Consider the following 13,481-nt stretch of genomic DNA (forward strand, 5'->3'; position numbering starts at 1 on the left):
GCAATCACACGCCCCACTCACGTGGAGCGCCCGATTACATCGGGGTGACGTTCTCCGCCTGCGGACCCTTCGGGCCCTGCGTCACGTCGAAGGAAACGGCCTGGTTCTCCTCAAGGGAGCGGAAGCCGTTCGCGTTGATCGCGGAGTAGTGGACGAAGACGTCCGGGCCGCCGCCTTCCTGGGCAATGAAGCCAAAGCCCTTTTCAGCGTTGAACCACTTCACGGTTCCGGTAGCCATAAGCCCTCCTTGGGCCAAAGGGTTGCCCTGCTCCAGAACCAGCGATTGTTTAAACAACTGCATAAGTCTGAAAACGACGAGAGCCCGCGGGGTCACATGCTCCGCAGGCTCTGTACTGCAAGGGAAACCAAACTGCAACTTGCGGCGAGCTTAGCACGCAGGGACCGGAATGCAATAGGGGGCAAGATCACGTCACCCGGAGGTTTGACGGGGCCCCCAGTGGGGTTGACGGGGCGCGTCGGGCCCCCGGCGCCCGCGCCGTCCCGCGAGGGGGCTAGCCTCCCCGATGTGGACAATTCTCCCCTGGACGCCTTCGCGGGGGCAGGCGCCGAACAGCCGCACGACTCCCGCCGCATTCCCCGGCCGCGCGTCGGTCACATCCAGTTCCTGAACTGCATGCCCCTGTACTGGGGTCTCGCGCGGACCGGAACGCTCCTCGACTTCGAGCTGACCAAGGACACCCCGGAGAAGCTCAGCGAGCAGCTGGTCAGGGGCGAGCTCGACATCGCGCCCGTCACGCTCGTCGAGTTCCTGAAGAACGCCGACGACCTCGTCGCCTTCCCCGACCTCGCGGTCGGCTGCGACGGGCCCGTCATGTCCTGCGTGATCGTCTCGCAGGTGCCGCTCGACCGTCTCGACGGCGCCCGCGTCGCGCTCGGCTCGACCTCGCGCACCTCCGTGCGCCTGGCGCAGCTGCTGCTCGCCGAGCGGTACGGCGTACAGCCGGACTACTACACGTGCCCGCCCGACCTGGGCGTGATGATGCAGGAGGCGGACGCCGCCGTCCTGATCGGCGACGCCGCGCTGCGCGCGAACCTCATCGACGGGCCGCGGCTCGGCCTGGACGTGTACGACCTCGGCCAGATGTGGAAGGACTGGACGGGCCTGCCGTTCGTCTTCGCCGTCTGGGCCGCCCGCCGCGACTACACGGCGCGCGAGCCGGAGGTCGTGCGCGCGGTGCACAAGGCCTTCCTCTCCTCGCGCGACCTCTCCCTGGAGGAGGTCGGCAAGGTCGCCGAGCAGGCCGCGCGCTGGGAGTCCTTCGACGCCGGCGTCCTGGAGCGGTACTTCACGACGCTCGACTTCCGCTTCGGCGGCGAGCAGCTCGCGGGCGTCACCGAGTTCGCCCGCCGGGTCGGGCCGACGACGGGCTTCCCCGCGGACGTGAAGGTGGCGCTGCTGGAGACCTGACCCCGGGTGACGGCCGCGCCCGGGGGGAGAGGTGCCTGGGCTCAGCTGCCGGGGATCGGTGCCTGCATGTGCTTGCTGATCCACTGGATGGGGCCGTCCGCCATCGCGGGGACGTAGCTCCGTGCGTTGTGGCCGCCGCCCTGGATGACGTTGAGCCGCGTCTTCACGGGGCCCTTCCCGTACGTCTTGATGAACGTGCGCAGATTGGCCCGGCCGGACTCCTCCGTGCCGATCTGGAAGGCGAGGTCGACCTCGGGGCCCTTGCTGTCGGCGAGGTGCCGGGCCAGGCGTTCCGGGTCGTTGGCCCTGCGCTCCTTCTCGTGGCCCGCCCAGAGCGGGGAGTCCGGGACGGTGTCGGGGCCGCTCGCGATCACGGCGCGGAACTTGTCCGGGTGCTTCAGCACGGACTTGAGGCCGACGAAGCCGCCCGACGAGGAGCCCATGAAGGCCCAGCCGTCCCGGGACGTGAACGTACGGAAATTCGCCTTGACGAAATCCGGTACGTCGTCCGTCATCCACGTGCCCATTCTGGGCTGCCCCGGTATATCGCTCCCGTCGTAATAGTTCTTTGCGTCCGGATTGAGCACGGGCATCACCACGACGAACGGCAGGCTCTTTCCTTCCCTGGACCACTTGGCGATGCTGCTCTCCAGCTTGAGGTCGGTCCCCATCCAATAGTTATTGGGGTAGCCGTTACCGCCGGGCAGGGCGACCAGTACGGGGAAGCCGCTGTTCGCGTACTTCGGGTCGAAGTACTGCTTCGGCGCCCAGACCCACACCTTGCCGGTGAATCCGGACTTCTTTCCCTTCAATGTCGTCACGGCGATCTTCGTGCCGTCGTCCAGGGTGCTCTCGGTGGTGAACTCCGCCTTGGGTCCCGTGGGGAGCAGCGTCTTCCCGGCCGCCGCGCCCTTCACCCCTTTCGGCCCCGGAGCGGTGCCGGACGACGACTTCGGACGGTCGAAGCTCACCGGTTCGCCCTTGTCGCCCGAGCAGGCCGAAAGGAGCAGCGCCGACGTCAGGGCGGCGGCGGTCGCCGCGAGGGCGGTGGGGGACGGGCGGCGGTTCATGGGGACCTCGGAGTGGGGACGTAGCTGAGCAATACGGTCATTACGCACATGTAGAGGGGTAGGTGGGCCGGGGCGTTCCCCGGCGGCTTCCGCACTACGCTGATCCGGAGTGCTGAGGCGCGCGAGGTGTCCGACGGCACGCCTGGGGGAGGCCAAGGTCATGCATCCGCTCGAAGCCGACGAACCCACCGTGATCGGTCCCTACCGGCTGCTCGGCCGGCTCGGTTCGGGTGGCATGGGCCGGGTCTACCTGGGGCGCAGCGCGGGCGGCCGCACCGTCGCGGTCAAGGTCGTCCATCCGCACTTCGCGCTCGACGAGGAGTTCCGGGCCCGCTTCCGCCGCGAGGTCGACGCGGCGCGCCGGGTCGGCGGCGACTGGACCGCGCCCGTCCTGGACGCGGACCCGGAGGCGTCCGTGCCGTGGGTCGCCACGGGGTACGCGGCGGGGCCCTCGCTGACGGAGGCGGTGCGCGAGGGGGCGCCGCTGCCCGCGCACTCCGTACGGGTCCTCGGGGCGGGCCTCGCCGAGGCGTTGGCACACGTGCACGCGCTGGGACTCGTCCACCGCGACGTGAAGCCGTCGAACGTCCTGCTCACGCTCGACGGCCCCCGCCTCATCGACTTCGGCATCGCGCGCGCCACGGACGGCACGGCCTCGCTCACCTCGACCGGCGTCTCCATCGGCTCGCCCGGCTACATGTCGCCCGAGCAGATCCTCGGCAAGGGCGTCACGGGCGCGGCGGACGTCTTCTCGCTGGGGGCCGTCCTGGTGTACGGGGCGACGGGGGAGTCGCCCTTCGCCGGGGACTCGTCGGCCGCGCTGCTCTACAAGGTCGTCCATGAGGAGCCCGAACTGGGCGCGCTCGGCGGCGACTTGCGCGAGCTCGCCGCCGCCTGCCTGGCCAAGGACGCGGCGGCCAGGCCCGCCCCGGAGGAGCTCGCCCGCCGCCTCGCCCCGCAGGGCGCGGCACCGCTCGTGGCGGCCGGGTGGCTGCCGGGGCCCGTGGTGGAGCGGGTGAGCCGCAGCGCGGTACGGCTCCTCGACCTGGACACGGGGGCGGGGGCGGGCGCGGCGGCGGGTCCTGGCGGGGCCCCGGTGGACGCGCCCTCCGGTCCGGTGGCGTTCGACGCCCCTGCCGTGCAGGGCTCGTTCGGGCCGCCGGACGCCTCGTACGCCGCGCCGTCCGCGTACGCCGACGACCGCGGCCCGCAACCGGCCCCGCACCCGGCCCCGCAAGCCACCCCGGTGCCGTCGCCCCGCTCCGGGTCCCGGGCGCAGGCGGACACCCGGCCGCCCGGCAGGTTCTCCGTCTCCGTGGCCGCGACCTCGGGTCCCGAGGGGCCGGCCGGGCGGGGCCGCAGGGTCAGCTGCACCGTCGCGCTCGCCGTCGCGGGGGCACTCGCCGCCGTCACGGTCGGCTCCGTGTTCGTCTTCGGGATGCTGCCGGACGGCGACAGCGGGGCGGAGGACCAGGGCGCGGGCCGCAGGCCGCCCGCGGCGTCCGGAGCGCCCAGCACTTCCCCGGGCCGCGTGCCCGAGGCCTACCTCGGCAAGTGGAGCGGCACGGCGGACGCGAGCGACGGCACGATTCCGCTCGGCACGTTCACGGTGACCGTACGGAGCGCGGAGCCCGGCGGGCGGCTCGGCACGGTGGTCCAGCACGATCCGATCGGCAACACCTGCACGGACGTCCTGACCCTCAAGTCCGCCTCGGACAAGCGGCTCGTGGCCACGGGCAAGGGGGCGCAGGGCAACGGCGGCCAGTGCTCGCAGACGACGCACACGGTCTATCTGCGCCCGGACGGCAAGAACCTCACGTACACGTCGGACGATCCGGGGGCGGGGGACCCGAAGGCGCGGCTCTCTCCGGTGGGGTGAGGCGGTTCCCGCGGAGCTCGGTGTGCAGGTCGTACAGCGCGAGGACCCCCGCCACGCCGAGGACGGTCCCCACGAGGGCGACCACCCACACGTAGGGGTAGTGGGAGCTGATCCAGCAGTACTCGCCGGCCGTGCGGCACGTACCGTGCCGGTCGGCGCCCCGCGTCCTGACCGTCTGCAGCACGGCGCACAGGAGCAGGAGCGCCGCGCCCGCACCCGGCAGCGCGGCGAGGGCCCGTACCTTCGAACGCGGCCCCGTGCCACGCCAGTCGGTGAGGGCCAGCGGAATGATCATCAAGGCCCCGGCCACCGGCAGGAGCAGTCCCGCCGTGGCCGCGAAGCCGTACCCTGCCCCGGGCCAGTCCGGCGCGAGCTCGCGCCACAGCACGCCGGACCACCGCACCGGCCCGTGGACGAGCGCCACGCTCCCCACGACCACCGCGGTCAGCACGCCCAGCCCGAAGCCCACGGAGCTCGGCCTGATGCGCCGCCGCTCGCGCCCCGACCGCCTCCCCCACCCCTTCCGGGACGGGCCGGACGTCCGCGCCCCCGGCGCGTGCTCGTAGCGCAGCGCGGGCCCGGCCGCGCGCCGCCGGGCCTTCTTCGCCGATCCGCCCACGCCCCGCCTCCTACAACGGCGTGGTCAGCGTGGAGAGTTCACCGTTGCCGAGGTGGATCATGCCCTTGCCGGGCGCGATCGGGCCGCCGACCAGGCTGCGCGAGATCCGCAGGCCGATGAGGTCGCCGCTTGAGCTGTCCTGCGGCGACAGGAGAATGCCGCGGCGGCCCTTCTTCGCGTCGACCTGCCAGCCCGAGAAGCCGCTGCAGACGTCCTCCTCGTCGCCCGCGAGGACCAGCGCGAGGCCCAGTTCGGCGCCGCGCTGGATGATCCGCTTGAACTGGCTCGCCGCGTCGGCGTCCTCCAGCATCTCGGCGTCGTCGACGAGGACGACGACCGGGTCCTCGCGGGAGGCCTCCGCGCCGTCGATGAGCTCCTCGAACTCGTCCTCGTCGATGTCGTCGCCGGTGAACACCTTCAACACGCCCTCGGTGCCCTCCAGTTCGCGCAGCGGCGAGAGGCGGGGGGCGGCGACGACGAGACGTACACCCTGCGCGCGGAACGAACGCGCCATGTTCAGCAGGACCGTCGAGCGCCCCGACTTGGCCGGGCCCGCGATGACGAACGCCGGCACGCCCTGCGCCAGGTCGGGGCCGTACCCCATGACCTCGTCGCCGCCGATGCCCACGAGCGCCCACAGCTTGGAGCGCGCGGCCTCCGGGTCGCGCAGCTCCCACGCCTCCTCGAAGGAGATGCGGCTGGGCAGCGTGTCCACCCGGAACGGGCGGCGGTGGCGCGGCACGTCGGCGTCGCGGGCCGCGGCCTGCTCGCCGATCGCGGCGATCGCCGCGGCCTGGCCCTGACCCGTGGAGTCCTCGGAGAGCAGCGCGAACTGCGTCTCCGTGCCGCTCTCGTTCCTGAAGGCGCGGCCCGGCGCGATCTCCTCGGGCACCTTGCGGGCCGGGATGCCGAGCATCGAGAAGTCGGAGCGGTCCGCGAGGCGCAGGCCGTACTTGTCCTCGGTGAGGGAGGAGATGCGGCCCACCAGGATCTGCCGGTCACCCGTCATGACCATGTGGATGCCGACGCTCGCGCCCTCGCGCATGATCGTGGTGATCTCGTCGGTGAGCGAGCCGTGGTCGACCTCGCCGAGCGTGGGCAGCCAGCCCTCCCAGCGGTCCAGCAGCACGACCAGGTGCGGCAGCCGCTCGTCCGCCTCGGCGTCGGCCCGCTGCTCGCCGATGTCCGCGTACCCCTTGTCCGCCAACAGGTCCTGGCGGCGCGTGAGTTCACCCTTGAGACGGTTGATGAGGCGCACCACGCGCTCGGTCTGGTTGCGGCTGACGACGGCGCCGCAGTGCGGCAGGCGGGTCAGCGCGTTGAGCGCGCCGTTGCCGCAGTCGATGCCGTACAGGTGGACGTCGGAGCAGGAGTGCGTGCGCGCCAGGGAACCCGCGATGGTCCGCAGGACCTGCGAGCGGCCGGAGCGCGGGGCGCCGCCGATCATCAGGTGGCCGAAGTGCGCGAAGTCCACGACGACCGGGCGGCGCGCCTGGTCGGCGGGCAGGTCCTCGACGCCGTACGCGGCGGGCGTGAGCGTGCCGGGTGCCGTGCGGGCCGCCGGGGCCGGGATCTCGTCGAGCAGCAGGGTCTCGCCGAGCGCGGGCAGCCAGGGGCTGTGCTGGGCGGGGATGCCGAGGGTCCTGTTGGCCTCGATGATCTCGTCCACCAGGACCTTCAGGTCGGTGATCTCCTCCTCCTGGCGGGCCTCCGCCTTCGGCTTCACCAGCGAGGCCCGGCCGAGCGCGGGCCAGTCCAGGGCGTCGACCCAGGGCGCGAGCAGCGCCGGGTCGGCGGCACCGGGGCGGCGGCCACCGACGCGTCCCGACTGGAAGGGCACGAGGGAGGCGTGCCCGAGCCGCACGTACGCGCGACCGGGGGTGTTCTTGGAGATGTGCCCGGCCTCGGGGGAGTCGATGACGTCACTGGACTCGCCGCCGTCCGTCACGCGCAGCGCGATGCGGAGGTTGGTGTTGGCGCGGATCTCGGGGGAGACGACACCGGAGGGCCGCTGCGTGGCGAGCAGCAGGTGGATGCCGAGCGAACGGCCACGCTGGGCGATGTTCACGAGGCCCGTCACGAAGTCGGGCAGGTCGCGCACCATGGAGGCGAACTCGTCGATGACGATGAGGAGCCGGGGCACCGGCGGGTGCGAGGGATCGCGCCGCACCAGGTCCTGGTAGTCCTCGATGTCCTTCGCGTCGGCGTCGGCGAGGATGTGCTCGCGCCGCTTCAGCTCGGCGCCGAGCGATTCCAGGGCACGCTCGACGAGGTGCGCGTCGAGGTCGGTGACCATGCCGACGGTGTGCGGCAGCTTCACACAGTCCTTGAACGCGGAGCCGCCCTTGTAGTCCACGAGGACGAAGGTCATGTTCTCCGGCGTATTGGCCACGGCGAGCGCGGCCACGATGGTCTGCAGCAGCTCCGACTTACCGGAGCCGGTGGTGCCCGCGATCAGACCGTGCGGGCCGTCCTTGCGCATGTCGATGCCGAACGCGCCGTCGTACGACTCACCGATGACGGCCATCGTCGACTGCCCGCCGGCCTGCCAGCGCGCGGTGATCGCACCGGACGTCGGCGGCTCCAGCTGCAGCACGTCGAGCAGCCGGCTCGACCCGGGCAGCGCGGAGTCCTCGGTCTCGCCGCTGATGTCGCGCAGCGCGGACACGGAGCGCGCGAGGCGCAGGCACCAGGCGGGCGTCACGAAGTCGGGACGCACGTCGCGCAGCCGCTCCGCGCCGCTCATCTCGACGCGCAGCCGCAGCTCGCGCACGGCGGTGGACTGCTGCGGGTCGGGCGCGGTGGTGTGCCAGGCCTGGAAGGACGGGAAGCCGCCGGGGGCCCGCGGGGGCTGGGCGGGCAGGTGCGGGGCGTGCGGCTGACCGGCGCCGCCCGGCGTGTGCGCGTACTCCTGCGCCTTGGGCTCGGCGACCACGAAGGCCTGGCACTCACCGGGCAGGAACCGCTCCTCGGTGTCGAGGCAGAGCGCGTACATGTGCGCGGCGGGGCCCTCGCGCAGCAGCCGCACCACGCCCGGCAGGGACCGCAGCCGCCGCGAGCCGTCCCACACCACGACGATGTCGGGGTCGGAGAAGTTCGCGCCCTGTCCCTTGTTCTCCTCCACGGCCTTCAGCCGCGCGTCGAGGATCTGTGTCAGCTCGCCGATGCGGGCGCCGACGGTCTCGGCGTCCGTGCCGATGAGTACGTTGATGTCCTGGCCGCCGGACGGCCGCGCGTGCGGCAGCCACCGCATCCAGTCCCAGCTGTCCTTGGACGTGTTCTCGGTCAGCACGTAGAACTGCACGTCCATCGGGCTGTGCAGCGTCGCGGTCTGCGCCACCGCCCAGCGGCCCAGCGCGGTGGCGGAGTCGTCGGGCCCGGCTATGCCGATGACCCCGAGGCCCTTCAGCGGGAGCGCGACGGGCGCGTCCTCGATCTTCCACGTCACCTGGCGCCGGTGCTCGTCCATCTCCGGGTCGTCGAGGACGACCTCGGAGGGCAGCTGCCCGGTGCCGAAGCGCAGCAGCAGATGGTCGCCGTCGGTCCGCCGCCGCTCCCACAGCCGGGTGCGGGGGCCGGTGCTCAGGGCGAGGACGGTGGCCGGGTCGGGGACGGCGTTGCGCCGGTCGAGCCGCTCGGCGACCAGCGCGTCCTGCGCGTCCTTCTCGATCCGCGCCTTCGTCTCCTTGTACTCCTTGACCTGCTTCGCATGGGACTTCCGCCCGTGCTTCTTGTCCATGAAGTAGTTGCCGAAGAGCATGATCGGGCTGAGGCCCGCCATGATCAGGTAGTACCAGCGATTGAAGATCATCGCGGCGACGACGGCACCGACCAGCGGGAAGAGCGCCATCAGCCACGGCAGCGGCCGCGCCTCGAACTCCCGGGGCGGGCTCGGCAGCCGGAAGGCGGTCTGACGCTCGGGCGGCCGCAGCCGCGGCGGCCGGTTGTAGTCGAGCCCCGCGCCGTCCTCGGACCACTTCAGGGCGGCGTTCGGAGGCGTGTACCTGACGAGTTCGAGGAGGGTGTTGCCGAGAGCGATCTGCGCGCCGAGGGGCCAGGCGATGGTGTCGAGCCGCCCCTTCCCCCGCTGCTCCTTCCGCTCCTTCTTCTGGCTCTTCTCCCGCTTCTCCCGCGCCTTCCTCTCCTTGCGGGACTCCCCTTCGGGAGCGGGCGGCTCGGCCTCCTCCTTCTCCTCGCCGAAGGGCTCCCCGTCGAGGGTTACGCCCTCCTTGTCCTTCTCCTCCCCGTGCAGGGTGACTTGGCAGGTGCCATCGGTTGCAACTGACAACGTCAGGGCGCGGGCGGCCATCTCCGGATCGTCGATGCGGATGTACGAGGCGGGCCCGCTGCCGATGTCGTAGCGCCCGATGCCGAGCCGGTGGACCGCCCCCGCGGCGGTCCCGCTCGCGACGCGCAGCTCGACGAGGCCGGAGGGTTCGCCCGGCAGACAGCCGGCGGGATCGTTGAGGCTGACGATGGCGCCCTCGCGCAGCGGCGAGGTGACGACGGTGGCGGCGGGATCGACGGCGTACCCGTCGACGTAGATCATCGGGGCGTTGCCTGCGGGCACCTGCTGACCCTGCCCGATCGGAATGATCTGTGCGCCGCTGTGCCCGACCTGCCGGGCCAGTTCCACCGCGATGTCCTGCACGGTGGACTCGGGATCGGCGTCGAGAACCACGTCGGCGGCACCACCGCCGAACGGATCGACGACGGTCAGAGTCAGGCGCACGATCGTCCTCCCCGGAGCTGAACAATGGCTGTGACGATATCCGCTCCACCCTTCCCACAGGCAACGGGCTGTGCACAGGCTCATACCGGAACAGGCGCCTCGTCATGGCAGACCTGTGACTCAACCGGGCTGTGAATCCCATCGGCCCCACCCGTAAGCTGCTGGCGCAAGAGCGGACGATCGCATCATCCGCTCTGACGGGAGCCACGGGGGTTGGCCCTGCGGCCAGTTGATGAGGAGAGAGCCACATGGCCAAGGACCTTGATGTCACATATCAGGACATGCGTGACGCGGCCAAGCACGTCGTCAAGGAGAAGGACAAGCTCAACGAGAAGCTCGACGGGCTGAAGAAGTACATCAAGAACCTCGTCGAGACGGGCTTCGTCACCAAGAGCGCCTCGAAGGCCTTCGACGAGAACTTCGACGAGTTCGTCGAGGGCGCGAAGAAGACCATCGACGGCCTCGACGGCATGGGCGACTACCTCACGAACGCTGCCGACAAGTACGAGCAGATCGACGAGGAGCTGGGGAAGGCCGCGCGGAAGTAGTAATCGAGCGCGGCGCCGACGGGTGGGGAGTGCCGGAGTCCACCTCCGTCACCCCCGCTCGACGCCCCGGGGCCCGGGGGCGCTCTGATGCCGACACTCCCATGCCCACGCGCCTACGCCGACCCGTCTACGCCGACACGTCTACGCCCACACGCGTACGCCGACCCGCCTACGCCCACACGCCTACGCCGACCCGCCTACGCCAACACCCTTGTGTCTGAGACGGCCCTCGGAAGCCCGAATACCCCTCTTCGTGCTGTCAGTTGCCTGACATGGGCTGGCGCATCGCGTGCATGTGGAGTTCGCTGCGGAATTCCTCGGTCGTGAGCCGGATCCAGGATTCGTCGCGGAACTTCAGCAGCAGCAATTGAGTCCTGAACTCTCCGTGGAACGGATCGACCAGGGTGGCCGTCCCGACGGGCAGGCGCGCGACGACCTCCATGCGCTTTTCCCGCCCTACGGAGACACGCCGCGGCGGAGCGGCCAGGACGGTCTCGCTCGGCGTCGCGACGACGAGACGCTGATGGTGAGGGGAGTGGCTGTACCAGTGAAGCAGGAACTGCCCCGCCTCGCCCTCCCAGTTGCCGTCGAAGACGCGGTCGAACCCCTGCCGGGAGATGAGCAGCTCGCGCCGGTCGTCGTCCTCGCGTGCTCGCCGGTTCTCGTCCCCGTTGTTCTCGAAGAGCGCTTCGCGAGCACGGTCCAGCAGGGACAGCAGCGAGACGACCGGTATGAGCGGTGCGGCCAGCGCCGTCCCGAGCATGCCCAGCGGGGGCATGATTGCCGGGCGCAGCCGGGGAGCACCCGCGGCCTGGACCACCTCGGCGGGTGGCGTGGGGATCTTGCCGATCGTGCACCACCCCGCCGCCTCCGCCCGGACGCCGAGGCGGGCGGTGATCACACGCTGGTTGCCCCTGGATGTCATGTGCAGGACTCTCCTCGTCGGCAGGGAGCGGGCTCGCTTGCGTCTCGGTGACGGGCCTGCCCACAGGCACCGCCGTGTGTGTCCTCGGCCCGACGAGCCTCGACTCCCACGTCCATGTGCCGGGCGGTGCAGACTACTGATGCTCTCCTTCGCGGCGCCGGCCACGGGGATGGCCGGCCCGATGGAGAGGCTGTGCGACGCGATGGCGGGGTCGCTCGGGTGGGTGGACTGACCGTGCGCGGGGTCCGCTTCCCGTGGCTCAGCGGTTGACCGACTGGACTTCCTCGACGGTGACGTCCTGGGTGACCTCGATCGTGCCGTCGGGCATCCGCACCGGATCGGCCTGACCCGTTCCCGTCCAGCTGATCTCCCACGTGAGGGACGCCTTCAGCGGGAACGTCGCGCCGGCCGACGAGCGGCCGTAGACGATGCCGCAGGGCGGGGTCTCCTTGGCCTTGCCCTTCGCGTACGGCTCGCCGATCTTGCCGTCGACGATGGGGCATTCGCCGTCGGCGGGGATCAGGGTGGCGTCGCCGGTGCCCGGCTTGAGGGCGAGGGACCTGGGCCTGGCGGTCGTCGTCGCCCGGATCTCGAACCCCGGGACGTCGATGGCCGCGGTCGCCTCGACGTCGTCGAAGGCCGCCTTGTCGAGCCACGCCCACGTGGGCAGGTTCACCTTGGTGGTGCCGTCGGGCGCGAGGGAGACCTTCGTCTTGGGGAGCTCCATGTGCTGATAGGCCAGGGCTGCGAGCATCTCCGGCTTGATGGCCTCCTCGTGCTGGGGCGGCGGGGCCTCGCCGTTGTCGACCCAGAAGGGGATGTCGCTGCACGAGGTGCGCTTGAGGAGGTCCGGCTCGTCGGGGTTCTCGACGGCGGCCCAGAACATGCCCTCGCCGTCCTTGTCGACGTTGTAGTCCTTGTAGCCGGGAGTGTCGGTCCAGCCGTAGTCGTCCTCGTAGTGACGCTCCAGCTCGTTGATGGCCGCGCCCGCGTGTCCGGTCATCCCGGGCGTGTTCGCGGCCTTGTCGAGCTCCTTGGACATCTTCTTCTTGAACTGCTTGGCGCCGTACATCGGGGCGTACCAGCAGGGCGGGGGATCCCAGTTGACGTCGGCGGACGCGACGTTGCCGCTGCCGCCGCCCTTGGCGACCGCGCCGGTGTACCGGACCTTCGCGGCGGCGTAGATGCCGGTGCCGGAGTCGTCGCCGCCGCCCTTCTCTTCGGTGCCGCCGTTCTGTCTGCCCTTACCGGTGTCCACCGGTTCGGCCACGGCCATGGGGGCCGTGACGACGAGAGCGCCGATCGCGAGGGTCACAGCCGTGCCGACACGGTGGGCTGTACGTCGTGATCTGTTCACTGGCACTTCTTCGCCTCCGTCTCGACGAACACCTTCGACGCCTGCCAAAGCCCCTTGCCCGTGGGGTACTTGACCATGATGACCTTGTAGTACGAGAAGTCCTTGGGACTCGGCTTGGTCTTCAGGACCTTCCCGGTCTTGATCTCCTTGCCGAAGAACTTTCCGGTGTCCGCACAGAAAGCGACTTCGACGGAGTTGCCGTTCGGGGCGGATCGAGTGGTCGCCTGGTAGTGACGGCGAGTGCCGTCGCCGGTCCAGCCGCCCTTGATCCATTCGTTGATCTGCACCTTCGCGTAGTGCAGACCTCCGCCGGTCGCATAGGCGGTCAGGGCTGCGTCCTTGGTGGTGCGCTTGTCGACGCCCCGGTAGATGGCGCGAAGGTAGTTGGCCGCGTCGTTCATCGCCGCCGCCTCGTTCTTGTCCTTCGGCCTGGTCCAGTCGAAGACCAGGTTCATGCTCTTCGGCAGCGACACGTCCACGCCGTCGGGCTTGTCCGCCGCCGGTGCCCCCGAGGGCTCCTTCGACTTCTCCGGCTTCCCCGTGTTCTCGTCGGCCCCGGCGATCTTGTCGTTGTCTTTGGAGTCGCCGTCGTCCCCGCTGCCGCAGGCCGTCAGGAGCAGGGCAGCGGTCGCGGCGAGCGCGGCGGTGACGGGCATGGTGCGGCGGTTCACGGTCGGCTCCCGGTGGGGCGAGGGGTGTCTCCAGCGTGCCGACGTTAACCGTGGGGTTGCGGGTTCCGCCAGGTTCGATAGCGGGGCAAGTCAGCTGATTTCAGCGGACTGTCACCGTGTCGTGACGTGTCGTAGGGGGCGGAAGGTGGCCTTGCGAGGGGCCCTGTTCACGACCGCCGCCTCCCCGTTCGCGGCTTACGGGGCGAGGTGACCTGACGGTGGTTCGCCTTCAGCGGTTGACCGACTGGATG

At 70.9% G+C, this 13,481-nt stretch carries 10 protein-coding genes; 3 read left to right on the forward strand and 7 right to left on the reverse strand.

Going from position 1 to position 13,481, the window contains the following annotated elements; genetic code table 11:
* Positions 1-34: 34 nt before the first annotated feature.
* Positions 35-238 carry a cold-shock protein gene (locus ACZ592_RS04770; protein WP_006138897.1) on the reverse strand — a complete coding sequence of 68 codons (204 nt, stop codon included), beginning with the start codon at positions 236-238 and terminating at the stop codon, positions 35-37.
* 303 nt (positions 239-541) lie between these two features.
* Between ACZ592_RS04770 and ACZ592_RS04775 the strand changes: the two genes are divergently transcribed.
* The gene (locus tag ACZ592_RS04775) at positions 542-1,429 is read left to right on the forward strand and encodes a menaquinone biosynthetic enzyme MqnA/MqnD family protein (RefSeq protein WP_471580706.1); all 888 of its coding nucleotides are present in this window, start codon (positions 542-544) and stop codon (positions 1,427-1,429) included.
* 41 nt (positions 1,430-1,470) lie between these two features.
* Here ACZ592_RS04775 and ACZ592_RS04780 read toward each other — a convergent pair whose 3' ends face one another.
* On the reverse strand, positions 1,471-2,499 hold the full coding sequence (locus ACZ592_RS04780) for an alpha/beta hydrolase (protein ID WP_471580088.1): 1,029 nt from the start codon (positions 2,497-2,499) through the stop codon (positions 1,471-1,473).
* A 160-nt stretch (positions 2,500-2,659) separates the two neighbouring features.
* On the opposite strand from ACZ592_RS04780, the gene ACZ592_RS04785 reads away from it, so the two are divergent.
* A complete protein-coding gene (locus tag ACZ592_RS04785) occupies positions 2,660-4,378 on the forward strand; it encodes a protein kinase domain-containing protein (protein ID WP_471580089.1) in 1,719 nt (572 codons plus the stop codon).
* Here ACZ592_RS04785 and ACZ592_RS04790 read toward each other — a convergent pair.
* Positions 4,314-4,997: a hypothetical protein gene (locus tag ACZ592_RS04790; RefSeq protein ID WP_471580090.1), complete on the reverse strand. Its 684-nt coding sequence runs from the start codon at positions 4,995-4,997 to the stop codon at positions 4,314-4,316. The genes ACZ592_RS04785 and ACZ592_RS04790 overlap by 65 nt on opposite strands.
* Before the next feature lie 10 nt (positions 4,998-5,007).
* Complete coding sequence (locus ACZ592_RS04795; protein ID WP_471580091.1) at positions 5,008-9,729, reverse strand: FtsK/SpoIIIE domain-containing protein; 4,722 nt, start codon at positions 9,727-9,729, stop codon at positions 5,008-5,010.
* 248 nt (positions 9,730-9,977) lie between these two features.
* Here ACZ592_RS04795 and ACZ592_RS04800 point away from each other — a divergent pair, with 248 nt between their 5' ends.
* On the forward strand, positions 9,978-10,277 hold the full coding sequence (locus tag ACZ592_RS04800; protein WP_471580092.1) for a WXG100 family type VII secretion target: 300 nt from the start codon (positions 9,978-9,980) through the stop codon (positions 10,275-10,277).
* 259 nt (positions 10,278-10,536) lie between these two features.
* Here ACZ592_RS04800 and ACZ592_RS04805 read toward each other — a convergent pair whose 3' ends face one another.
* The 3 genes from ACZ592_RS04805 to ACZ592_RS04815 form a co-directional block, all read right to left on the reverse strand.
* A complete protein-coding gene (locus ACZ592_RS04805) occupies positions 10,537-11,202 on the reverse strand; it encodes a hypothetical protein (protein WP_471580093.1) in 666 nt (221 codons plus the stop codon).
* Between the two features lie 259 nt (positions 11,203-11,461).
* On the reverse strand, positions 11,462-12,559 hold the full coding sequence (locus ACZ592_RS04810) for a hypothetical protein (protein ID WP_471580094.1): 1,098 nt from the start codon (positions 12,557-12,559) through the stop codon (positions 11,462-11,464).
* Entirely contained in the window at positions 12,556-13,230 is a 675-nt protein-coding gene (locus ACZ592_RS04815; RefSeq protein WP_471580095.1) for a hypothetical protein, read from the reverse strand. The genes ACZ592_RS04810 and ACZ592_RS04815 overlap by 4 nt, the downstream gene beginning before the upstream one ends.
* Positions 13,231-13,481: the final 251 nt, after the last annotated feature.

Source organism: Streptomyces sp. NPDC040622 (assembly GCF_055593965.1).

Excerpts from the sequence above, each read along its gene's own strand:
- ACZ592_RS04770 (WP_006138897.1), bottom strand. The coding sequence starts at position 238 with ATGGCTACCGGAACCGTGAAGTGGTTCAACGCTGAAAAGGGCTTTGGC.
- ACZ592_RS04780 (WP_471580088.1), bottom strand. The coding sequence starts at position 2,499 with ATGAACCGCCGCCCGTCCCCCACCGCCCTCGCGGCGACCGCCGCCGCC.
- ACZ592_RS04785 (WP_471580089.1), top strand. The coding sequence starts at position 2,660 with ATGCATCCGCTCGAAGCCGACGAACCCACCGTGATCGGTCCCTACCGG.
- ACZ592_RS04800 (WP_471580092.1), top strand. The coding sequence starts at position 9,978 with ATGGCCAAGGACCTTGATGTCACATATCAGGACATGCGTGACGCGGCC.
- ACZ592_RS04805 (WP_471580093.1), bottom strand. The coding sequence starts at position 11,202 with ATGACATCCAGGGGCAACCAGCGTGTGATCACCGCCCGCCTCGGCGTC.